A 23,469-nucleotide genomic window follows, 5' to 3' on the forward strand; every position below is an offset into this window, starting at 1 on the left:
TCAGCCCTTCAGCGCCTTCGCGATGCGCGGGAGCGACACCGCCTCGGCCGTGCCGAGACGCTGCGCGAACAGGCTCACGCGGAACTCCTCGAGCAGCCAGCGTGCGCGCTCGAGGTGCGCGGGAGCATCCGGCGGCAGGGGGATGGCCCCGCCCGCCTCGTCGAAGACGGCCCGCGCGCGCTCGAACTCCGTCATCCAGGCGCGGTCGCGGCCGGGATTGTCGGGGAGCGCCTCGAGGCGGATCCGCGCGCCCTCGAGATACCGGGGCAGGTGCGCCAGGCGCTCGACGCCCGTCGCCGACACGAAGCCGCGGAAGATCAGGCCAGCGAGCTGACCGCGCACATCGTTCAGTGCGCCGAGGAGCGCCATCGACGTCGCGCCCTTCATCGCGCGCTCCACGTCCCGCGCGAGGGTGAGGATGCGCGCGACGAGCGAGACGCACGCGAAGACGTCGTCGACCGAGCCGCGCGAGACCTCGTCGCGCAGACGCTCGAACGCCGCGCGGTCGCGCACCTCGCCATGACGCGCGAGGACGGCGTCGGCGACCGCCGCTCGGCAGTCCTCGATGAGGGCCTTGGCCGACGCGTACGGCGACGCGGCGAGGGCGAGCTTCTCGTTCGCCGTGAGGTGCTCCTGCACGTACGACGCGGGCGAGGGCACCTGCAGCAGCACGAGCCTGCGCAGACCGGCGCGGGTGAGACGGGCGGCCGACTCGGGTGTCGCCTCGACGCGCAGCGCGACCGTCTGCCCCTCGTCGACGAGTGCGGGGTAGCCGCGGACGACGCCGCCCGCGACGCGCGTGTCGACGACCGGCGGCAGCTCGCCGAAGGTCCAGTCCGACAGGCCGGCGCGCTCGATGCCCGCGGAGGGCGCGGAGATGCCCGACGCCGCCGCGACGGCGGCCTCGCCGCGACGGCGCTCGCCGCGGGCTCCGCCGCGCGCGATCTGCTTCGCGACGCTGTCGCGCGTGCGCTCGGCGAGCCGCCTCTGCAGCGACGCGAGGTCGCGATCGGACGCGATCGCGCGCCCGCGCGCATCCACCGCCCGGAACGACATCCGCAGGTGCGACGGCACGCGCTCGAGATCGAAGTCGGCTGGCGACACCGGCTGGCTCGCCGCGCGCTGGACGAGCCGCGCGAGGGCGTCGAGCAGCGGCTCGGCGGGAAGACCCGCGCTGTCCTCGGGGCCCCGTCCTGCCAGCTCCTCCGACAGCTTCGCGGCCCAGTCGGCCGCGGGCACGACGTGGCGGCGGATGGCCTTGGGCAGCGCCTTGAGGAGCGCCGTGACGAGCTCGTCGCGGAAGCCGGGCACCTGCCAGTCGAAGCCGTCGGGTCGCAGCGATGCGAGCAGCGGGAGCGGCACGACGACCGTGACGCCGTCGTCCTCGGCGCCCGGTTCGAAGCGGTACGCGAGGTTCAGGGTCTGATCGCCCTGCGTCCAGCGCGTCGGGAAGTCCCGCGCGTCGGCGGTCGCCGCGCCGTCGATGAGGTCGGCCTCGCGCATCGTGAGGAGCTTCGGCGTGCGAGCGCGCGCGTCGGTCCACCACTTCTCGAACGACCGGACGTCGAACACCTCAGCGGGGATCCGCGCGTCGTAGAAGGCGTAGACGGCCTCGTCGCCCGCGAGGATGTCGCGGCGTCGCTCGCGGTCCTCGAGGCGCTCGAGGCGCCGACGGAGGTCGGCGTTCTGCCGCAGGAACGCGGTGACCTGCTGCGGCAGCGCGTGCGCGTCCCATTCGCCCTCGACGAGCGCGTGCTGCAGGAAGAGCTCCCGGGCGGCCGGGCGATCCACGCGCGCGAACGGGATGCGTCGGCGGGGGACGATCTCGACGCCGAACAGCGTGACCTTCTCGTACGCGATCGCGGCGCCCGAGTCCTTCGACCAGTGCGGCTCCGACACCTGGCGCTTCACGAGGTCGCCTGCGAGGTCCTCGGCCCAGGCCGGATCGATCGCGGCCGCGGTCCGCGCGAACAGGCGCGAGGTCTCGACGAGCTCGGCGGCCATGACGGCCTGCGGGCGCCGCTTGCGCAGCACGGAGCCGGGGAAGACCGAGAAGCGCACGCCGCGCGCGCCGCGGTACTCGGCGCCGCGCGAGCGCGGGTCCTTCTTCGCCTCGCGCTCGTCGAGCACGCCGATCTGCGACAGCAGGCCGGCGAGGATCGCGCGATGCACGGCGGCGGGATCCGCCGCACCCTCGCGCCGCGGCGCGGAATCGCGTTCGCCGCGACGGCCGAGCCCGCGCGTGAGCCCCTGCAGCTGGCGGTGCACGTCGAACCACTCGCGCACGCGCACGTAGTTGAGGAACTCCGTGCGGCACAGGCGCCGGAACGCGCTCGAGCCGAGCGCGCGCTGCTGCTCCTGGAGGTGGTCCCAGAGGTTGAGCAGCGTGAGGAAGTCGCTCGTCGGATCCGCGAACCGCGCGTGCGCCTGGTCGGCCTGCTCGCGCTGCTCCTCTGGGCGCTCGCGGACATCCTGGATGGACAGGCCCGCGACGATCGCGAGCACCTCGCGCTGCGTGCCGTTCCGCTGCGCCTCCACGAGCATCCGCGCGAAGCGGGGATCGATCGGGAGCCGGGCGAGGTCGCGGCCGATGCGCGTGAGCCGCGGCTGCCCGCCATCGCGCGCCGGGTGCACGGCCCCGAGCTCGACGAGCAGGTCGAGGGCCGCGCGCACGCCGCGGGAGTCGGGCGGAGTGAGGAACGGGAACTCGGAGATGTCGCCGAACCCGAGCGACAGCATCTGCAGGATCACCGAGGCGAGACTCGTCCGCAGGATCTCCGGCTCGGTGAACGCGGGGCGCCGCGCGAAGTCGTCGTGCGCGTAGAGGCGGATGGCGATGCCCGCGCTCGTGCGGCCGGCGCGACCCGAGCGCTGCTGGGCCGACGCCTGAGAGACCGCCTCGATCGGAAGGCGCTGCACCTTGGCCCGGTTGCTGTAGCGCGAGATGCGCGCGGTGCCGGTGTCGACGACGTACTTGATGCCGGGCACGGTGAGCGAGGTCTCGGCGACGTTGGTCGCGAGGACGATGCGGCGCCTGAGGCCGGCGACCGTCGAGCGCTCGAAGACCCGGTGCTGCTCGGCCGAGCTCAGGCGGCCGTAGAGGGGGAGCACCTCGACGGGCGCGGTCTCGCTGCGGAAGGCCCCGCGGACGGCGTCGGCCGCGTCGCGGATCTCGGCCTCGCCGGGCAGGAACACGAGCACATCGCCCGGGGCCTCGCGCTCGAGTTCGCGCAGGGCCTGCACGATCGCCGACACGTCGTCCTCGACGTCGTACGGTCGCTCGTCGGGTCTCGGCTCTTCGCCGCCCTCGATCGACGTCCGGGGTGTCGGCGCTTCGCCGTCCTCTGTCGTGTCCGCGAGCAGCGGCCGGTACCGGATCTCGACGGGGAACGTGCGCCCCGAGACCTCGATCACGGGGGCGGGTGTGCCGTCCGGCTCCGCGAAGTGCTTCGCGAACGACTCGGGGTCGATCGTCGCCGACGTGATGACGACCTTGAGATCGGGCCGCTCCGGCAGGATGCGCTTGAGATAGCCGAGGAGGAAGTCGACGTTCAGCGACCGCTCGTGCGCCTCGTCGACGATGACCGTGTCGTAGCGGCGCAGCAGCCGGTCGCGGTGGATCTCGTTGAGGAGGATGCCGTCGGTCATGAGCGCGATGCGCGTCGCGTCCGACACCTGGTCGGTGAAGCGCACCTTGTATCCGACGAGCCCGCCGAGCTCGACCTGCATCTCCTCGGCGACCCGCTCGGCGATGGTCCGCGCGGCGAGGCGGCGCGGCTGCGTGTGCGCGATCGACGTCCGCCCGAGCTCGAGGGCGATCTTCGGCAGCTGGGTGGTCTTGCCCGACCCCGTGGCGCCAGCGACGATGACGACCTGGTGGTCGCGGATGGCCGCGGCGATCTCGTCGCGCGCCGCGCTGACGGGCAGCTCGGGCGGGTAGGCGATGACGGGGGAGGACATAGCCTTCCAGCTTAGAGGTGCGCTGGGAGCGCGTGCACGCGCCGACCCTAGGATCGACCGCATGTCACGGGCGTTCACCTCGGTCGAGCAGCGGATCGATGCCTGGGCGCACCGTCGGCTCGAGCGGCTCGAGCCCGGGGGAGCCCTGCGCCGCGGCCTCGTCGAGTTCACGGTGTTCGTGCTCAAGCAGGCGTGGGCGTGCATCTTCGGGGCGGCGATGCTCGCGGCGCTCGTCGCGGCGCGCCTGTGGTACCCCGACGACGCCGCGCTCGCGCGCACCGACGCGCTCGTCATCGCGGCCGTGGCCATCCAGGCGATCATGCTGCTCGCCCGGCTCGAGAGCGGCCGCGAGGTGTGGGTCATCCTGCTGTTCCACGTCGTCGGCACCGCCATGGAGATCTTCAAGACCGACGTCGGGTCGTGGTCGTACGAGGACGGCGGCGTGCTCCGCATCGCGGGCGTGCCGCTCTACACGGGATTCATGTACGCGGCCGTCGGCTCGTACCTCGTGCGCGTCTTCCGCCTCTTCGAGCTGCGCTTCGAGCGCTACCCGCCGATCTGGGCCACGGCCCTCGTCGCGGCGGGCATCTACGCGAACTTCTTCGCGCACCACTTCCTGCCCGACGCGCGCTGGGTGCTGCTGGCCCTCGTCGTCGCGCTCTATGCGCGCTGCACCATGCACTTCCGCAACCACCGCACGCGGCCCTGGCGGCGGATGCCCGTGCTCGCCGCGTTCGTCGGCGTCGCCTTCTTCATCTGGATCGCCGAGAACGTCGGGACGGCGGCGGGCGCGTGGATCTACCCGGATCAGGCCGACGGATGGCAGCCGGTCTCGATCTCGAAGCTCGTCGCGTGGCTGCTGCTCATGATGATCTCGGTCGTCCTCGTGACCTTCGTGTACCGCCCGCAGTCGCCGGTCAGATCAGACGACGCAGCGCGTCCTCGGGGCTGATGCCCCACGAGGCGGCCCGCGCGCGCAGACGCGCGAGCTCGTCCGGTGCGAGGAGAAGGCGCAGCTCGACCATCTCCTCCTCGGGGGCCGAGCAGAGGGCGAGCTCGTCGTCGGCGCCCCACAGCGCGTCGTCCACCGCGGTCGGCGCCGGAGCCGCGGAGGCAGACGGCCCGGACGCGGCAGGCGGCTCGGGAGCGACGACGGCACCGCCCGACACGCCCTCGACCGGGTCGGCGGCGAAGCCCGGGCCCCGGTTCGGCTCCGCGCGGCGCTGGAACGCCTGGGCGGCCGCGTTCGCGCGCTCGTCGGCCGCCTCGTTGAGCGGATGGCCGGCGTGGCCCTTCACCCACGAGAACACGACGTCGCGGCCCTGCATGGCCTCGTCGATCCCCTGCAGCAGCTCGCGGTTCAGGACGGGCTTGCCGTCGGCCTTGCGCCATCCCTTCCGCTTCCACCCGGGCATCCACTTCGTCACGGAGTCGATCACGTACCGGCTGTCGCATTCGATGAGCAGGGCGACGCCGGCGTCGGCCGTGGCGCGCAGGAGCTCGAGGACGGCCTGCAGCTCGCCCTGGTTGTTCGTGCCGTGGGGCGAGCCACCCGCCGCCCAGCGCTCGTCGTCGATGTACCAGGCCCACCCCATCGGACCGGGGTTCCCGAGGGCGGAGCCGTCTGCGGCGGCGGTGATTCTCATCCCGCCAGCGTAGTTTCCTGCGCTGACATCTCCCGCGCGACGGTTCGTCACACGCCCGACGCGGGGCGGGGGTAGCGTCGGGCGCGTGAAGCTCGCAGACGTCGATCCGTTCATCGGGACCCAGCCGGCCGATCTCCCCGAGCCCCGCGGCATCGCGGCGTCGTGGTGGTGGCCCAAGCCGCAGATCGGCAACACGCATCCGGGCGCGACCTTCCCGCTCGGGATGGTCTCGGCGTGCGCGTACTCGGGCGCGTACCCCACGGGCTACGGCGAGTACGACCTCGCGACCGAGGGCGTGCCCCCGCGCCTGCGGGACCGGCCCGTGGCGAGCGGCATCACGCACTTCCAGCAGAGCGGCACCGGCGCCATCCGCAAGTACTACAACTACGTCCGCGTGACGCCCATGCTCGGCTCGCTCGACGCGCTCGGCGACCAGTGGGACGTGTCCGACGAGGTCGCCGCACCGGGCTTCTACGCCTGCACGCTCTCGAGCGGCATCCGCTGCGAGGTGACGGTCGGGCCGCGCAGCGCCGTGCACCGCTACACGTTCCCGAAGCACCGCGACGCGCGGCTCGTCGTCGACCTGTCCCTCGGCGGCCTCGACATCCCGTACGGCGCGACCGTGCCGCTGCGCGCGCACCTCGAGTCCACGGCCCCCGGGCACGCCGAGGGCGAGATCGTCGTCGAGGGCGCGCCCCTCGCGATGCGCATGGAGGCCGACGCACCGGGATGGCGCCAGCTGCTCTGGTACGACCGCCGGCTCATGCCGGGCGGCAAGCGGCTCGACTTCGACGCCATCCGCCCGACCACGCTCCGCCCCTTCGGGCTCATGTGGGCGGGGCCGGCCGCGGCGGGGCAGACGATCGAGCTGAGGATCGGGTTCTCGCTGCGCGGCGTGGAGCGCGCGGCGCGGAACCTGCGCGCCGACTGCCCGGAGGGCAGCGGCTTCGCCCACCGCCGCACCGCGACGCAGCTCGCATGGACCGAGCACCTCGGGGCCATCCGCCTCTCCGATCCGCCCGAGCACCCGCGCGAGCCCGACCGCGAGGCGCGGAGGGCCGAGACGCGCGAGCGGCGCACGGTCTTCGGCACCGCGCTGTACCACTCGCTCATCAAGCCGTCGCTCGCGATGGGCGAGAGCCCGTTCTGGCCGTCGGAGGGCCCGTTCGTCTACGACCTCTGCACGATGTGGGACATCTACCGCACGCAGCTGCCGCTGCTCACCCTGCTGCGCCCCGATCGGGCGGTCGAGCTCGGGAACGCCCTCGTGACGATCTGCGAGGAGGAGGGCAACTTCCCGATCGGGTACCGGATGGCCAAGGGCTCGGACCGCTTCGCGCGCCAGGCGAGCGCGCTCGCGCACACGTTCCTCTCCGACCTCTGCCTCGCCGGTTTCGAGGGCATCGACTGGGACTGGGCGCTCGTGCACATGCTCTCCGACCTGCGCCGCACGTACGGCGAGGACTTCCTCACCCACGGTCGCGCCGAGCCGATCACGCACACGCTCGACATCGCCTTCGGCTACTGGTGCACGGCCCAGGTGGCCGCCGCCGTCGGCGACCGTCGCGTGCGCGAGGAGTGCCTCGCGCTCGCTGGACGCTGGCGCAACGCGTTCGATCTCGACACCGGGCTGCTGCGCGACTCCACGTTCTACGAGGGCACGAAGTACAACTACTCGTTCCGGATCGGGCACGACATGGCGGGGCGCATCGCGCTCGCCGGCGGAGACGAGGCCTTCGTGGGCATGCTCGACCGCTTCTTCGGGTTCGGCGCCGCTCCCGTCCGCCAGCCCGGCGTGGGCCCCGGCGACGTCGAGATGGAGGGCGGGTACGCGCTCGGCCGCTTCGAGGGGCTCAACAACGAGCCCGACATGGACGCGCCGTGGGCCTACACCTACGCCGGCCGCCCCGACCGCACCGCCGAGGTCGTGCACGCGGCGCTGCACCAGATGTTCGGCACGGGCCCCGGCGGCCTCCCGGGGAACGACGACTCGGGCGGGCTCTCGTCGTGGGTCGTGTGGGCCTCGCTCGGGATGTTCCCGGTCGCCGGTCAGGACCTCGTGCTCCTCAACGCCCCGGCCTGGCCCGAGGCGCGCATCGACCTCGGCGGCGAGAGCGAGCTCGTCGTGCAGACGACGGGATTCCGGCGGGTGGGGCGGGACACGGCTCCCCAGTACGTGCAGGGGATGCGCCTCGACGGCCGTCCGCATCACGCGCCGTGGCTCTCCGGCGCCCAGCTGCGCGCGGGCGGAGTGCTCGAGGTCCACCTGGGCGACGAGCCAGGCGACTGGGGCCGGGAGAGCCGGCCGCCGTCGCATCCGCACGAGGCCTCGCCGAGCTCGCGGTCGCTGCGCTGAGCCGGGCGGCGGGGTCGATCGACCGCGCGACACAGACCGCGCACGCAGCCGACACATGCGTGTCGTATCATCGCCCGAACTCGCGCGCAGATCGCCCGCGATCCACGACCATCCGCCCCCTCGGACAGGAGCCAGCATGACCCGTCGACTCGTCATCGTCGTCCGCGCCGATCCGGTGATCTGCGGCCATTCGGGGGAGGCCCGGAATCTCGCCGAGGCCGCCATCGCCCGCGGCTTCGACGAGGTGCGCATCGTGACCTGGCCCATCGAGCGCCTCGAGTCGGCCGGGCTTCCGCTCAAGCCGCTCGAGTCGGTGCTCCCGTACAGCCCCGGGATCCTCGTCGAGCGCCCCGAGCCGGTCGGCGACTACAAGGTCGTCGACGGGCGGTACATCGGAGGTCTCGTCGGGCGCCTCGTCGAGCTGTTCACCGACGGCGTGCCGACCGTCGCGATGTCGCTCTACCTGAGCCCGCACACGACGGCCGTCAGCGACGCCGTCTCGGTCGCACGCCGCACAGGGCTTCCCGTCGACGTCGTGACGGTGGCCGAGGCCGTCGGATCCGACGTGACGAACGTCGTGCGCCAGTGCGTGAACGAGGGCCGCTTCGGCGCGGCGGCGCACGTGCTCGAGTCGTATCTCGCGAGCGACGTGTGCGTCGCGGTCTCGCAGTACACGAAGGACCTCATCGTCGAGGAGGCGCGCGTGCTCGACGCGCGCCACGGCACGCGGTACGCCGCGCGCTGCGAGGAGCGGATCGCGATCTCGTACCCCGCGATCGACGCCTCGCTGTTCCTCGATCTCGACGGCGCCGAGGTCGATCGGCGCCTCGCCCAGCGGGGCCTCGAGCGCGACGGCTACGTCTTCTATCTCTCACGGCTCGCTCGTGCGAAGGGCGTCGACGATCTCATCGAGGGCTTCGCGCGATCGAGCGCCCCCGCGACGCGCCGGCTCGTCATCGCCGGTCGTGGGCCAGAGGAGCAGGAGCTGCGCGCGCTCGCCGCGGCGTCTCCGGTCGCCGACCGCATCACGTTCCTCACCGACGTCGACGACGCCGAGAAGCCGTATCTCTTCGCCGGCGCGGCCGCGTACGTGCTCCCGACGAAGCCGCGGCCGGAGTTCATCGAGACCTTCGGCATCGCGCTCGCCGAGAAGGCGCTCTCGGGCGGTGGCCCGGCCATCACCACGCTCACGGGCGGCGTCGGCGAGGCCGTCGGCGACACCGCGATCATCATCGGTGTCGACGCGCCCGATGAGATCGCGGCCGCGATCGACCGCGCGATCGGGATGGACGTGCTCGAGCGCGCGGAGTGGGAGGAGCGGGCCAGGGCGCACGCGCTCCAGTTCGACCGCGGCAGCGTGTTCGATGCGCTGTTCGCGCGCGTCGACGCGCTCCAGGCGGCGGCGGTGTGAATCCGCATCTTCCGGCGCCGACCGCCCTCGCGCTCAATAAGGTGGAGACATGAACATTCCCGCAGTGACTCTGAACTCCGGCCACGACATCCCCCAGCTCGGCTTCGGCGTCTTCCTCGTGCCGCCGGCGGAGGCGGAGCAGGCCGTCAGCGAGGCCCTCGAGCTCGGCTACCGCCACATCGACACGGCGGCGATCTACCGGAACGAGGAGGGGGTGGGCGCCGCCATCGCGAAGAGCGGCATCCCGCGCGAGGAGCTGTTCATCACGACGAAGCTCTGGAACGACCGCCAGTCGGGCGAGCAGCCGCACGACGCCATCCGCGAGAGCCTCGAGAAGCTCGGCCTCGAGTACGTCGACCTCTACCTCACGCACTGGCCGACGCCCGAGAAGGACACCTACTCGAACGCGTGGGCGAAGCTCATCGAGATCCGCGACGCGGGCCTGGCGCGCTCGATCGGCGTCTCGAACCATCTGCCCGAGCACCTCGACCGGATCGTGAAGGACACCGGCGTCGTGCCGGCCGTCGACCAGATCGAGCTGCACCCCGCCTACCAGCAGCGGGATGTGCTCGCGTGGGCCGAGCAGAACGGCACGAAGATCGAGTCGTGGGGCCCCCTCGGCCAGGGCAAGTACCCGCTGTTCGAGAACCCGGCGGTCGCCGAGGCGGCGGCGGCGCACGGCGTGACGCCCGCTCAGGCGGTCATCCGCTGGCACCTGCAGAAGGGCTTCATCGTGTTCCCCAAGTCGACGCGCAAGGAGCGGATGGCCGAGAACCTCGACGTGTTCGGCTTCGAGCTCACCGCCGACGAGGTCGCCCGCATCGACGGCATCGACCCCCTCGACGGGTCGGGGCGCGTGGGCGCCCACCCGCTCGAGTTCAACTGAGCCGACCGCGCGGCCGCCGTCTCCCCGGAGTCGGCGGCCGCGTGCTGTCTGCGCACCGCCGCACCTCCTCCCCGGGCGTCCGGCGGGTTGCGGCTAGCCTGAACTGCGCCCGGGTGGTCCGGCGCGCATGCGGGAGGAGCGGTCTGTGTCGAAGGCGCCCACCGTCTACGACGTCGCGGAGAGCGCCGGTGTCTCGATCGCGACCGTGTCCCGCGTGCTGCGCACCCCCGAGGCGGTGCGCCCGGAGACGCGCGACCGCGTCCTCGATGCCGTCTCGCGTCTCGGGTACGTGCCCAGCGGAAGCGCGCGCGGGCTCGCCGAGCGGCGCACGGGCGTGCTCGGCATGTACTTCCCGGGCTTCGACGCGATCGACGACGTCTCGGCCCTCGACGTGCTCGCGAACGAGGTCAGGGAGCCGTTCACGGTCGTCCGCGGCGCGGGTCCGCGCGACGACGCCCGCGCATCGATGCTGTTCCAGGACGAGGTGCTGCGCGGCGCCGAGCTCGAGGCCTGGCGGCGCGGCTTCGTGCTCATGGTGGGCGTGGGGCGGGGCGACCCGTCAGCTTCGACCGTGCGCGACATGGCCGGTCGCGTCGACGGGCTCGTCGTCCTCGCCAGCAGCATCCCCGACGACGCGCTGGACTGGCTCTCGCGGCGCGTGCCCATCGTGGTGCTCGCTGGGCCCCGCCGCGGCGACCGCCACGACCACGTCACCGTGAGCAACACCGAGGCCATGGCCGAGCTGACGCGCCACGTCCTCGCGCAGACCGACGGGCGCCCGCCCGCGTACCTCGCGGGCCCGGCGGACTCGCCCGACGGCGCGCAGCGCTGGGAGGGCTTCCGCCGCGCGATCGAGGCGGCAGGACTCCGCATCGACGAGATCGACGTGCGCCGCGGGGACTTCACGCGGGCATCGGGGCGCCGCGTGGGGGAGGAGCTCGTCGCGCACGGCCTTCCCGCCGCCCTCATGTCGTCGAACGACCAGATGGCGCTCGGGGCCCTGGACGCGTTCGCGAGCGCCGGCATCCGCGTCCCGCAGGACGTGATCGTCACGGGCTTCGACGGCATCGACGCCTCCGCTCTCGTCTCGCCCCCGCTCACGACCGTGCGGCAGCCCATGATCGAGCTCGGGCGCGCCGCCATCCAGGTGCTCGCGCACCGTCTCGAGACGCCGGACGCCGAGCCGGTGTCGGTCCGGCTGCCGGTCGAGATCCTCCTGCGCGAGAGCTCGCTGCGCGCGAGCTGACGCGCGCTCCGCCTCCGTCGTGCGGATGGGAGCACCCCGCAGACCGTTGCACGCGGCAATGTATGCGCTTACACTCGTGGTGCGGACACCCTCCGCGAACGCCTCCTCCTCACGAGGAGCCGTGATCCAGACACACACGACATCGAGGTCACACCGTGCCGAAGACGCACAGACTCCGCCGCTGGCGGCGGGCGGCGGCCGCCGGGCTCGCCGCCGTCGCGCTCGCGGTGAGCGGATGCAGCATCCAGATCACGTCGCAGCCCGATCCCTCGATCGGCGACGACACGATGCTCATCAACGCCGACCACGGGAACCCGCTGTTCACGCGCACCTTCAACCCCTATCTCACGAACACGCGCACCGCGTCGCGGTGGATCTACGAGCCGCTCGTCCTCGTCAACCCGCTCGACGGGTCGCTGACGCCGTGGCTCGCGTCGGAGTGGGAGCAGCCCGACGCAGAGACGATCGTCATGACCCTCCGCGACGGCGTCGAGTGGAGCGACGGCGAGCCCTTCACGGCAGCCGATGTCGCGTTCACGTTCGACATGCTCAAGAAGACGCCCGCGAACGACATCTACGGCGCGTGGCAGCACCTCGCGAGCGTCGAGGCCGACGGGCAGACGGTGACGTTCCGCCTGCAGGGCGAGGACGCACCCGCCCTGTCGATCATCGGGAAGACCTTCATGGTCCCCGAGCACATCTGGGCCGAGGTCGACGATCCCGGCACCTGGCGCAACGAGCACCCGGTCGGCACAGGACCGTTCGTGCTCGGCAACTACAGCGACCAGCAGTACTCGATGGACCGGAACCCGACGTACTGGCAGGCCGACTCGATCGAGATCGAGCACATCATCCTGCCCGCGACGAACACCCAGCTCGACACCGTGACGCGCGGCTACGACTGGGCCTACTCCTTCATCTCGGACGTCGAGGGCACCTGGGGCGCCGCCAGCGCGCACAACCGCTGGTGGTTCCCTCCCGTCGGCATCATCTCGCTCGTGCCGAATCTCGAGCGCGAGCCGTTCGACGACGTCGACGTGCGACGCGGGATCGCGCTCGCGCTGGATCGCGAGGAGATCGCCGAGACCGCGTCGGAGGGCTACATGGAGCCCGCCGGACAGACGGGCCTCATCCTCCCCAACCAGGAGGAGTACCTCGATCCGACGATTCCCGACAGCGGCGTCCTTGCGCAGGATCAGGACGCGGCGCTCGCGGCATTCGAGGAGGCCGGCTACGAGCTCGAGGGCGACCGCCTCGTCGACGACGCGGGGGAGCAGCTCTCGTTCTCGCTCACGACGGCGAACGGCTACTCCGACTGGACGCGCGCCGCGCAGGCCGTGCAGCGCCAGCTCGCCGAGGTCGGCGTGAAGGTCTCCCTCGAGCTGCCCCAGCCGGCCGGCTACCAGAGCGCGATCGCGAACGGCGACTTCGAGATGGCGATCGGCGGCATGGGGAACGGCGAGGTGTACCAGTCGTTCAACAGCCTGCTCTCGAGCGACTTCTACGTGCCGAGCGGCGAGACGACCGCGAACAACTTCGAGCGGTTCCGCTCCGACGAGGCGGATGCGCTCCTCACCGAGTACCGCTCGACGGTCGACCCGCAGCGGCAGACCGAGATCGTCCACGAGCTGCAGGGCATCGTCTACGACGAGCTGCCGGTCATCGGGCTCTACTACGGCGGCAGCTGGGGGCTCTTCAACGACGCGAAGTTCACCGGCTGGCCCTCGGCGGAGGACCCGTACATGATCCCCCAGAACTACGACTCGGCCCCGCTCGCGATCTTCCCGCGCCTGGACCGGGTGGAGGGAGACCAGTGAAGTACCTGCTCCAGAAGCTCGGCCTGTTCGCTCTCACGCTGTGGGCCGCGATCACCCTGAACTTCTTCCTGCCCCGCCTGATGCCGGGCTCTCCCGCCGATGCCGCTCTCGCCAAGCTCTCGCAGAACGGCCCGGTGTCCGAGGCCACGCGGGCGGCGATCGAGGCGCAGCTCGGCGTGCCGAGCGGATCCCTGTGGGACCAGTACGTCGCGTACCTCGGCCAGGTCGTCACGCTCGACTTCGGCGTCTCGTACACGTTCTATCCGCAGACGGTCTCGAGCATGGTCTCGACGGCGCTGCCCTACACGATCGGGCTCGTCGGCATCGTCACGGTGCTCGCGTTCGTCATCGGCACCCTGATCGGCGTGCTCGCGGCGTGGAAGCGCGGGACCTGGCTCGATGCGCTGCCGACGCTGACGGGCTCCTTCCTCAGCACGTTCCCGTACTTCTGGACCGCGCTCCTGCTCCTGTTCTTCCTCGGGTACGTGCTGCACTGGTTCCCGACCACCGGCGCGTACGCGGCGACCACGACACCGGGATTCACGGGGGAGTTCGTCGCCGACCTCGTCCGGCACGCCGCGCTGCCGGCGCTCACGATCCTGCTGACCTCGCTCGGCGGGTGGATCATCGGCATGCGCAACGCGATGATCAACACGCTCGGCGAGGACTACGTCACGTTCGCCGAGGCGAACGGCCTGCGCGGTCGGACGATCGCCATCCGCTACGCGGCGCGCAACGCGATCCTGCCGAATCTCACCGGCTTCGGCCTCACGCTCGGCGGCGTCGTCGGCGGGTCGATCCTCGTCGAGCAGGTCTTCGGGTACCCCGGCATCGGATACCTGCTCTTCAACGCCGTGATCGGGCAGGACTACCCGCTCATGCAGGCGCTCTTCCTGATGATCACGGTCAGCGTGCTCATCGCCAACTTCCTCGTCGACGTCCTGTACGGCGTGCTGGACCCAAGGACTCGCCGATGACCTCCACCATGAACGTCAAGATGCCTCCGCGCTCGATCGCCGGGCCGCGCCCATGGCGCTCCGCCGGCCGCATGGTCGCGACCCTGTGGGGCAACGGCAAGGCGCGCCTCGGGCTGTGCATCCTCGCCGTGTTCGCGCTCGCCGCCGTCTTCGCGCCGGTGCTCGCGCCCTACGGCCCCAAGGACAACGGCTTCCCGCGCAATGCCGACGCATCGTGGGAGCACTGGCTCGGCACGACGGCGGCCGGCGAGGATGTGCTCAGCCAGCTGCTCTACGGCGCGCAGGTGAGCCTCGTGGTCGGGTTCGCGGCCGGCATCCTCTCCACGGTCGTGGCGGTGCTCATCGGACTGAGTTGGGGCTACCTGCGCGGGTTCGCGGCCGAGGCCGTCGGCTTCGTGGTGAACCTCTTTCTCGTGATCCCGGGGCTCCCGCTCATGATCGTCATCGCGGCGTACCTGCAGAACGGCGGGATGCTCATGATCGTCGCCGTCATCGTCGTGACCGGATGGGCGTGGGGAGGGCGGGTGCTGCGCAGCCAGACGCAGTCCCTGCGCGGACGGGACTTCGTCGCGTCGGCGCAGTTCTCGGGCGACGGTCCCGCGCGGATCGTGTTCCGCGAGATCCTCCCCAACATGACCTCGATCATCGCCGGAACGCTCTTCGGCGCCGCGACGGCGGCGATCCTCGCGGAAGCGGGTCTCGAGTTCCTCGGGCTCGGCGACTCGAGCATCGTGAGCTGGGGGACGATGCTCTACTGGGCCCAGAACTCCAACTCCCTCCTCACCGGCCAGTGGCTGCTCCTGTTCGCGCCCGGCCTCTGCATCGCCCTCCTCGCCCTGAGCCTCACGCTCATCAACTTCGGCGTCGACGGCATCTCGAATCCGCGTCTGCGGGAAGGAAAGGGGCGATGAGCATGGAGCGCGAGATCCTGCTGGATGTCCAGGGACTGTCGGTCGAGTACGCGTCGCCGGGAGCGACGCCCGTCACGGCCGTCGACGACGTCTCGTTCACGCTGCGGCGCGGGGAGTTCGTCGGCCTCGTGGGGGAGTCGGGGTCGGGCAAGTCGACGCTCGGCTTCGCGCTCACCCGGCTGCAGAAGCCGCCGGCGCGGATCAGCGGCGGGCGCATCCTCTTCGGCGGTCGCGACATCCGCGAGCTCGACGCCGAGGAGCTGCGCCGGCAGCGGCAGGGCGGATTCGCCATGGTGCTCCAGTCGGGCATGAACGCGCTCAACCCCGTCCGCACGATCCGGAGCCACTTCCTCGACGTCTTCGCCGCGCACGGCCATGTCGCCGGCCCCGCGCGCGAGGCGCGAGCGCGCGAGCTCGTGGCCAAGGTGGGGCTGAGGCCCGAGGCGCTCGACCGCTACCCGGGTGAGCTCTCCGGCGGCATGCGCCAGCGGGCGTCGATCGCGATCGCGCTGTCGCTCGAGCCGCAGCTCATGGTGTTCGACGAGCCGACGACCGCGCTGGATGTGCTCGTGCAGCACGCGGTCATGGACACGATCCAGGCTCTCCAGCGCGCCGAGGACTTCACCGCGATCCTCATCAGCCACGACCTCGGCATCGTGCTCGAGGCCACCGACCGCGTCCTGGTCATGCACGAGGGCCGCATCGTCGAGGACGCGCCGAGCCGCGACATCCTCGAGCGCCCGCAGGATCCGTACACGCGCATGCTGCTGAGCCACTACGCGGATCCGCGTGCTGCGCACATCTCGATCCCGGGCTTCGTCGACCTCGCGACGCGGAAGGCGCAGGGCGCCACGCGTGCCGAGGGCACCGAGACCGTGCCCACGGTCGGGTCGCGCGGAACCCGCCGCGCGGATGCGGCCATCGCGGTCGAGAGCGTGTCGAAGACCTACCCCGCTCCGCGCCGCGGACAGGCGCCTGTGACGGCGGTCGACGACGTGTCGTTCCGGCTCGAGCCGGGGGAGTCGCTCGCCCTCGTGGGCGCCTCGGGGTCGGGCAAGTCGACCCTCGCGAAGCTCATCACGGGAGTCGAGAAGCCGACGTCGGGCGTCGTCCGCTTCGGCGACGTCGACGTGCCGTCGCTGCGGCGGAAGGGGCTGCGCGACCTGCGCAAGGACGTGCAGATGGTGTTCCAGGACCCCTACGCGGCGCTGAACCCGCTCCACACGGTCGAGTACACGCTCACGCGCCCCGTCGTGAACTACACGGGTCTGCGCGGAGTCGAGGCGCGCGCCCGTGTCCTCGAGCTCCTCGAGACCGTCGGGCTGACGCCCGTCGAGCAGTTCGCGGCGAAGCTCCCGCACCAACTCTCGGGCGGGCAGCGACAGCGCGTCGTCATCGCCCGTGCGCTCGCGAGCGATCCGCAGGTGCTCATCGCGGACGAGCCGGTGTCGATGCTCGACGTGTCGCTGCGCGCCGGCGTGCTCGCGCTCCTCGAGGACCTGCGCGAGCGCTGGGGCATCAGCATGCTCTACATCACGCACGACCTCCTGAGCGCCCGCCTCGTCACCGAGAACATCCTCGTGCTCGACCAGGGGCGCGTCGTCGAGCGCGGAGAGACCGCGCACGTGCTGCAGCATCCGCAGGACCCGTACACGATCGGCCTCCTGGACGCCGTGCCGAACCCCGCTCGCGCGCGCTGAGCGCGCGGGCGGCATCCGAAACCGAAACAGCGAGAGGAGCATCCGTGCTCTCATTCCCCGATGGCTTTCTCTGGGGCGCCGCGACCGCGGCGCATCAGGTGGAGGGGAACAATATCGGCAGCAACTGGTGGGTCATGGAGCACGCTCCCGGCTCCCCGATGGTGGAGCCCTCGGGCGACGCCGCCGACCACTATCACCGCTACCCCGAGGACATGCGCCTCCTCGCGGAAGCGGGCCTGAACTCCTACCGGTTCTCGATCGAGTGGGCGCGGATCGAGCCCGAGCGCGGGTTCGTCTCGCGCGCCGCGCTCGACCACTACCGGCGGATGATCGACACGGCGCGCGAGACGGGGCTCGACCCGACCGTGACGCTCATGCACTTCACGGTGCCGCGCTGGTTCCAGGACGACGGCTTCTGGCGTGCGGACGACGCGGTCGACCTGTTCGCGCGCTACACCGAGACCGTGCTGCCGATCCTCGAGGGGGTCGAGCACGTGTGCACGATCAACGAGCCGAACATCGCCGCGATGCTCGCCGGCGGGGAGGATGCCGCGAACCTCGTCGCGTACGGGCTCCCGCATCCCGACCTCGGCGTCGCCGACACCCTGCTCGCCGCCCACCGTCGATCCGCCGAGATCCTCCGGTCCGTGCCGGGCATCAAGGCCGGCTGGACCATCGCGACGCAGGCGTTCCACTCGACGGGCGAGCCCGGCGCGGACGAGAAGCTGCAGGAGTACGGCCATCCGCGCGACTTCTGGTACCTCGAGCAGTCCGCGGGCGACGACTTCGTCGGGGTTCAGGCCTATACGCGCACGTTCATCGGGCCGGAGGGCCCGCTGCCCGTCGCGGAGGGCGTCGAGACGACGCTCACCGGCTGGGAGTTCTTCCCTGACGCGCTCGAGCTCGGCGTCCGCTCGGCATGGGAGCTGTCCGGCGGGACGCCCATCCTCGTCACCGAGAACGGGATCGCGACGTCGGACGACACGCGACGCGTCGCCTACACGCGGGGAGCGCTCGAAGGCCTCCACCGCGCGATCTCGGACGGCATCGACGTGCGCGGCTACCAGCACTGGAGCGCGCTCGACAACTATGAGTGGGCGAGCGGGTACCGGCCGACGTTCGGCCTCATCGCGTTCGACCGCGAGACCTTCGCGCGCACGCCGAAGCCGAGCCTGGCCTGGCTCGGCGAGGTCGCGCGCCGCAACGGCCTCGACGCCTGAGCGCGTGACGCACGAGACCCCCGGAGCGCGCGCTCCGGGGGTCTCGCGCATGCGGGATCAGACCCAGCTGGGCAGCCAGTTGTGCAGCTGCCAGAGCGGGAACGGTTCGACGATCCCGAGGGCGAGCGGGAGGTAGAACGCGCCCACGACGACGGCCACCGCGAGGAAGGCGGCCGCCGCGATGCGCCACGCGCGCCGTTCGCGATCGGCGGCCTCCGTCGCGAAGGCGACCTCGGCATCCGTCGGGAACGGGAGCAGGTCGGGCTGCCGCGAGCGGGTCAGATGCTGCAGCGCGACCGCGAGTCCGAGCACGACGAACGGCAGCATGACGACCGTGTAGAACTGGAACACTGTGCGCTCGGGGTAGAGCAGCCAGGGCAGGTAGGTCACGGCGATCCCCGCGAGCGGGAAGCCGAATCGGGCGTCGCGGGTGCGGATGAGCAGCCAGACGAGGAAGAGGGCGGCCGCGATCCCCGCGTACCACACGACGGGGTTCGGGATGCTCCCGATCACGCCGATGCAGTCGGTCGACCATGCGCAGGTCGTCGTGCCGACCTCGGGGCGCGTCAGCCACATCGCGGTCGGGCGGAGGAGGAGCGGCCACTGCCACGCGGGGCTCGCGTACGGATGGCTCGCGCTGAGCCCCACGTGGAACCCGTAGACCGCCTGATGGTAGTTCCACAGGGCGACCAGCGGGTTCGCGTCGCTCGCGCGGTCGTACCCGCCGGTTGTGACGAGCCACCCGCTCCACGAGAGCAGGTACACCACGGCGGCGGCCGGCACGAGCAGCAGGAAGGTCACGGGGCCCTGGCGGAGGATCGCGGAGAAGTACCACTCGCGGACGCCCGCGCGGCGGCGCCAGAGCGCGTCGAGGACGACGAGCCCGATCCCGACGCCCGCGATGACGTACATGCCCGACCACTTGACGGCGGTCGCGGCGCCGAACGCGGCGCCCGCGGCGAGGAGCCAGGGGCGCGCCCAGACGACGGGCCCCCACGCCTCTGTCTGATCGCGGAGCACGCGATCGCGCGTCTCCTGCACATCGCGCAGCAGGAAGGAGAAGCCCAGGAGCACGAAGAGCGCGAGGATGCCGTCGAGCAGCGCGACCCTGCTCATCGCGACCGCGAGCGGGTCGATGGCGAGCAGGAGCCCCGCGACGCCCGCGACCGCGATGGAGCCGGTGAGGCGGCGCGCGACGAGGGAGAGCAGCGGCACGAGGAGGGTGCCGACGACGGCGGTCGAGATCCGCCAGCCCCACCCCGAGTCGGCGCCGAAGACCGCGAGCCCCAGTGCGATGATCCACTTGCCCAGGGGCGGGTGCACGACGAAGGAGGCGTCCGCCGAGTACACGTCGGTGTCGCCCGCGAGGAAGCTCTCGTTCGCCCCCTCGGGCCACGTGCCCTCGTAGCCGAGATGCAGAAGCGTCCAGGCGTCCTTGACGTAGTAGGTCTCGTCGAAGACGAGCTCGTGGGGATGGCCGAGTCCGACGATGCGCAGGAGGCCCGCGAGCAGCGTGAGAGCCGAGGGCACCAGCCAGCCCGCATGCCGGCGGATGGCCGTGAGGGCTCTGTCGCGGGGGGATGCCTCGGGCAGCGCGTGCGTCACGGCTCCAGCGTAGTGCGCGGGCGCGAGGCGCCCAGGGGCGGGCGACTCCCCGGCCGGGCCCGCTCCAAGGGTCCTGACAACGCTCACCCAGGCGGGCTTCGTATGTTGACGGGATGTCCTACTCCGCGCATCGCCCGGGACGCTACGACTCGCAGGGGCGGATCATCCTCCCCGACGACGACCCGAACGGCGCCGCTCCCGACGAGGAAGCCCTGTACCTCGAACGAGAGTTCTTCCCCGAGACCGCCGCCGCCCCGACCGAGCCGATCGAGGTCGACGAGCGCCCCGCGGAGGCGTCTGCCGAGCCCGAGCCGACGCCGCGCGCTCCGCGACGTCGCGCGGCGCGTCCGCCGCGCACGCCCGGCTCGCGTCTGCGCATGCTCGCGATCCTCGGCGGCGCGGACGGGCACGTGCTCGACACCGTCCCGACCGAGACGCCCCGGTTCGTGCAGATGTTCTTCGTGCTGCTCGGCACCGCGCTCGTGTCCGCCCTGTCGATGCTCTTCGCCCTCACGACCGGCGTGCAGGTCTCGGTGTGGCTCGCGGTGCCGCTCGCGATCGTCTGGGCGGGCATCATCTTCAACCTCGACCGGTTCCTCACGTCGACGATGACCGCGACCCGCAGCATCGCGCGCCTCGTCGGGCTCGCGCTCCCGCGTGTCATCATGGCGCTCCTCATCGGCGTCGTCGTCGCGGAGCCCGTCGTGCTGCAGGCCTTCCGCAACGACATCGCACAGGAGGTCGCGTCGACGAACATCGTGCAGTCGCAGGAGGACCAGGCGGCCCTCGACTCCGGGCCCGAGAAGCAGGCGCTCGACGCCGCGACCGCGCGTCTCGGCGAGCTGCAGAACCAGGCCGCGACGGGCATCGTCGCGGGCACCGACTCGGCCTCTGCGACGCAGGCCGCCGCGCAGGCGACGGTCGACGACCTCACCGAGAAGCTCGCGGCGCAGCAGACCGTGATCGATGAGGCGCGCGCGCTCTACCAGTGCGAGCTCGACGGCACAGGAGCGGGCGAGGTCGCCGGCTGCACGGGCGTGCAGGGGGAGGGCGCGAGCTCCGATGCCGCCCAGGACCAGCTCGCGGCGGCTCAGGCGACCTATGACGACCTCGCCGCCCAGCTGCGCGAGGCGAACGAGGCCCTCGCGGCGGCCGAGACGGCTGCGGGCGAGAACGCCGCGGCATCCGAGGCCGCGAACCGCCAGGCGGCGGAGGACCAGCTGCCCGCGGCGCAGCAGGAGTACGACGCGGCGCTCGCCGCGTACAACGCGCGGGCGGCATCCGTCGCCGAGACGAACGCCGGCGCGATCGGGCTCCTCAGCCAGATCAGCGGGCTGAACCGGCTCGCGGAGAAGGAGCCGGCGATCTGGTGGGCGCACCTCCTCATCGCCGCGCTCTTCCTCATGATCGAGCTCCTCCCCGTGCTCGTGAAGGTGCTGACGAGCTTCGGCGATCCCTCGCTGTACGAGAAGGCGGCCGCCGTGCGCAAGCAGGTCGCGGAGGAGCGCGTGAACGCGGACGGGTTCCGCGACCGCGCCGACATCATCTCGGCGCCTAGGCTGGCGGGGTGATCATCCTCGCCGCGACGCCCATCGGCAATCTCGGCGACGCGTCGCGCCGCCTCGTCGAGCTGCTCGAGCAGGCGCCCGTCGTGGCCGCTGAGGACACGCGCACGACGCAGCGCCTTCTCGCCGGGCTGGGCATCGAGAACCGTCCGCGGCTCATCGCCCTGCACGACCACAACGAGCGGCAGAAGGCGGCCGAGCTCGTGGAGCTCGCGCGCGACGAGGATCTCGTCGTGCTGACCGATGCGGGCATGCCGACCGTGAGCGACCCGGGTTACGGGCTCGTGCAGACCGCGGCCGCTGCGGGAGTCGACGTCACGGTCGTTCCGGGCCCGTCGGCCGTGCTCACGGCCCTCGCGGTGTCCGGTCTCCCGACCGATCGCTTCACCTTCGAGGGCTTCCCCGCGCGCAAGCCCGGTGACCGCCGTCGCGCCCTCGCGGCGCTCGCGGCCGAGCCGCGCACGATGGTGTTCTTCGAGGCGCCCACGCGCGTCGCGCAGACGCTCGCCGACATGGCGGCCGCGTTCGGCGGCGACCGCAGGGCGGTCGTCGCGCGAGAGCTCACCAAGCTGCACGAGGAGGTCGCGCGCGGCACGCTCGACGAGCTCGTCGGATGGGCCGAGGCCGGTGTGCGCGGCGAGCTCGCGATCGTCGTGGCCGGGTCGGAGCGGCGCGAGACGCCCCTCGAGGACGCGGTCGCCCAGGTCCTCGCGCTCGTCGCCGACGGCGGCCGCCTCAAGGAGGCGGCCGCCGAGGTCGCCGCAGCGACCGGGCGCTCATCGCGCGAGCTGTATCAGGCCGCGCTCGCGGCGCGCTGACGCGCGCCCGCGGGCTCAGCCGTCCGCGCGCCCGTGGTGCGCGCGGAACAGGTCGTGCGGGTCGACTGCCCGCTTGATCCGCTCCACGCGCGCGGTGTCCTCCGGCAGGTAGGCCGTCGCGAGCTCGGCGCGCGTCACCGCCGGGCCTGAGAGGAAGCTGGCGAGCACGCCGCCCGTGCTCCATGGCGACATGTCGCCGATGAGTCCGGCGAGCGCGGACCTGAGGGCGGGCGCGTCATCGCCGTGTGCCGCACCGCCCGCATACAGGACGAACGCGCCGTCTCGCCTCCCGATCGCGCTCGGCACGGCGGCGGGCCGAGCGAGGGCGCCGCCCAGGAGCCGGAGCTCGACGAGGTACGGGGCGGCCGCCTCGGGCCCGGCGTGCCGCAGGAGCGTGCTGATGGCGGCCGGAGCGAGCGAAGCGAGCACGGTGTTGCGGCCGTGGAAGGGGACCGGAGCGGTCGGCTCGGCGTGGATGGACCCGACCTCGGCGTACGGCATCTCGGCCACCGTGTCCGTCGCCGGGTCCAGGTCGCGGAAAGGCTGGACGAGTCGCGCGCCTTCTTCGGCGCTCCCGGTGAACGCGAAGCGGAGGTGCAGGACCGAGCGGCCGCGCAGGGCGTCGGGGAGCTGCGGCAGGTCGGGCATCCGGATCAGGAGCGCGGAGGTTCCCATGGCCTCCGGAACAGTCTGCGTCCACTCCGCCCACGCCCGCAGCGCGCGCTCGACGTCCTCGGCGGCGAAGTGCATCCCGCCGCCGTACAGCCGGCTGATCGGATGCAGCGCGACCTCCATGCCGACCACGACGCCGAGGGTCCCGCGTCCCGCGCCCCGCAGCGCCCAGAACAGCTCGGGTTCCTCGGTCGCGCTCGCACGGCGCACAGCGCCGTCGGCCGTGACGACGTCCAGCGCCCGCACGTGATCGACGGCCCAGCCGAGCGTTCGGCCGAGGATGCCGACGCCCCCGCCCAGGTGGTATCCGATCACCCCCACCTCGGGAGATGAGCCGTTCACGGGAGCCAGTCCGTGCGCGGCCGCCGCCCGGACGAGGTCGCCGCCGCGGACGCCTGCTCCCACGCGCGCGATGCGGCGGACGGGATCGATCTCGACGGCATCCAGGCCCGACGTGCGGATGAGCACGCCGCCGTCGGCGGGAAGCGACGGGCCGTGCCCGGTCGCCTGGACGGCGATGCCGAGACCGCGCTCCGCCGCGAAGCGGACGCCGTCGATGACATCCTCGACGGTCGAGGCGGGCACGACGAGGTCGGGGCGATGGGCGACAGAGAGGTTGTATCCGACGCACTCGGCGTCGAAGCGGGGATCCGAGGGGGAGAGGAATTCGGTCATGACT

At 72.1% G+C, this 23,469-nt stretch carries 16 protein-coding genes; 12 read left to right on the plus strand and 4 right to left on the minus strand.

Annotated elements, in window-relative coordinates:
- A complete protein-coding gene (gene hrpA, locus ACWXWW_RS07860; protein ID WP_455969549.1) occupies positions 1 to 3,960 on the minus strand; it encodes an ATP-dependent RNA helicase HrpA in 3,960 nt (1,319 codons plus the stop codon).
- Positions 3,961 to 4,021: 61 nt separating this feature from the next.
- Here hrpA and ACWXWW_RS07865 point away from each other — a divergent pair, with 61 nt between their 5' ends.
- Positions 4,022 to 4,912, plus strand: a complete 891-nt coding sequence (locus ACWXWW_RS07865) for a DUF817 domain-containing protein (RefSeq protein ID WP_455969550.1) — start codon at positions 4,022 to 4,024, stop codon at positions 4,910 to 4,912.
- Here ACWXWW_RS07865 and ACWXWW_RS07870 read toward each other — a convergent pair.
- Positions 4,878 to 5,606 carry a ribonuclease H family protein gene (locus ACWXWW_RS07870; RefSeq protein ID WP_455969551.1) on the minus strand — a complete coding sequence of 243 codons (729 nt, stop codon included), beginning with the start codon at positions 5,604 to 5,606 and terminating at the stop codon, positions 4,878 to 4,880. The two genes, ACWXWW_RS07865 and ACWXWW_RS07870, sit on opposite strands and share 35 nt — an antisense overlap.
- An 85-nt stretch (positions 5,607 to 5,691) precedes the next feature.
- Here ACWXWW_RS07870 and ACWXWW_RS07875 point away from each other — a divergent pair, with 85 nt between their 5' ends.
- The 9 genes from ACWXWW_RS07875 (at position 5,692) to ACWXWW_RS07915 (ending at position 18,130) form a co-directional block, all read left to right on the plus strand.
- Positions 5,692 to 7,962 carry a glycoside hydrolase domain-containing protein gene (locus tag ACWXWW_RS07875; protein WP_455969552.1) on the plus strand — a complete coding sequence of 757 codons (2,271 nt, stop codon included), beginning with the start codon at positions 5,692 to 5,694 and terminating at the stop codon, positions 7,960 to 7,962.
- Between the two features lie 136 nt (positions 7,963 to 8,098).
- Positions 8,099 to 9,373, plus strand: a complete 1,275-nt coding sequence (locus ACWXWW_RS07880) for a glycosyltransferase (protein WP_282978552.1) — start codon at positions 8,099 to 8,101, stop codon at positions 9,371 to 9,373.
- A gap of 49 nt (positions 9,374 to 9,422) precedes the next feature.
- Positions 9,423 to 10,259 (plus strand): aldo/keto reductase, encoded by an 837-nt coding sequence (locus ACWXWW_RS07885; RefSeq protein ID WP_455969553.1) that lies wholly within the window; start codon positions 9,423 to 9,425, stop codon positions 10,257 to 10,259.
- A 145-nt stretch (positions 10,260 to 10,404) separates the two neighbouring features.
- Positions 10,405 to 11,505, plus strand: a complete 1,101-nt coding sequence (locus tag ACWXWW_RS07890) for a LacI family DNA-binding transcriptional regulator (protein WP_455969554.1) — start codon at positions 10,405 to 10,407, stop codon at positions 11,503 to 11,505.
- A gap of 155 nt (positions 11,506 to 11,660) precedes the next feature.
- Positions 11,661 to 13,322 (plus strand): ABC transporter substrate-binding protein, encoded by a 1,662-nt coding sequence (locus ACWXWW_RS07895; RefSeq protein ID WP_455969555.1) that lies wholly within the window; start codon positions 11,661 to 11,663, stop codon positions 13,320 to 13,322.
- Complete coding sequence (locus tag ACWXWW_RS07900; protein WP_455969556.1) at positions 13,319 to 14,299, plus strand: ABC transporter permease; 981 nt, start codon at positions 13,319 to 13,321, stop codon at positions 14,297 to 14,299. The genes ACWXWW_RS07895 and ACWXWW_RS07900 overlap by 4 nt, the downstream gene beginning before the upstream one ends.
- Complete coding sequence (locus ACWXWW_RS07905; protein ID WP_455969557.1) at positions 14,296 to 15,210, plus strand: ABC transporter permease; 915 nt, start codon at positions 14,296 to 14,298, stop codon at positions 15,208 to 15,210. Before ACWXWW_RS07900 ends, ACWXWW_RS07905 begins: the two co-directional genes overlap by 4 nt.
- Positions 15,207 to 16,910, plus strand: a complete 1,704-nt coding sequence (locus tag ACWXWW_RS07910; RefSeq protein ID WP_421074420.1) for an ABC transporter ATP-binding protein — start codon at positions 15,207 to 15,209, stop codon at positions 16,908 to 16,910. The genes ACWXWW_RS07905 and ACWXWW_RS07910 overlap by 4 nt, the downstream gene beginning before the upstream one ends.
- Positions 16,911 to 16,954: 44 nt before the next feature.
- A complete protein-coding gene (locus ACWXWW_RS07915) occupies positions 16,955 to 18,130 on the plus strand; it encodes a glycoside hydrolase family 1 protein (RefSeq protein ID WP_455969558.1) in 1,176 nt (391 codons plus the stop codon).
- 57 nt (positions 18,131 to 18,187) lie between these two features.
- Here the strand turns inward: ACWXWW_RS07915 and ACWXWW_RS07920 are convergent, their stop codons facing one another.
- Complete coding sequence (locus ACWXWW_RS07920; RefSeq protein WP_455969559.1) at positions 18,188 to 19,735, minus strand: dolichyl-phosphate-mannose--protein mannosyltransferase; 1,548 nt, start codon at positions 19,733 to 19,735, stop codon at positions 18,188 to 18,190.
- 113 nt (positions 19,736 to 19,848) lie between these two features.
- Here ACWXWW_RS07920 and ACWXWW_RS07925 point away from each other — a divergent pair, with 113 nt between their 5' ends.
- Positions 19,849 to 21,306: a DUF4407 domain-containing protein gene (locus ACWXWW_RS07925; protein WP_282978541.1), complete on the plus strand. Its 1,458-nt coding sequence runs from the start codon at positions 19,849 to 19,851 to the stop codon at positions 21,304 to 21,306.
- A complete protein-coding gene (rsmI, locus tag ACWXWW_RS07930; protein WP_455969560.1) occupies positions 21,303 to 22,118 on the plus strand; it encodes a 16S rRNA (cytidine(1402)-2'-O)-methyltransferase in 816 nt (271 codons plus the stop codon). Before ACWXWW_RS07925 ends, rsmI begins: the two co-directional genes overlap by 4 nt.
- A 15-nt stretch (positions 22,119 to 22,133) precedes the next feature.
- Here rsmI and ACWXWW_RS07935 read toward each other — a convergent pair whose 3' ends face one another.
- Positions 22,134 to 23,465, minus strand: a complete 1,332-nt coding sequence (locus tag ACWXWW_RS07935) for an FAD-binding protein (protein ID WP_421074423.1) — start codon at positions 23,463 to 23,465, stop codon at positions 22,134 to 22,136.
- Between the last annotated feature and the right edge of the window lie 4 nt (positions 23,466 to 23,469).

Source organism: Microbacterium sp. KNMS (assembly GCF_053851835.1).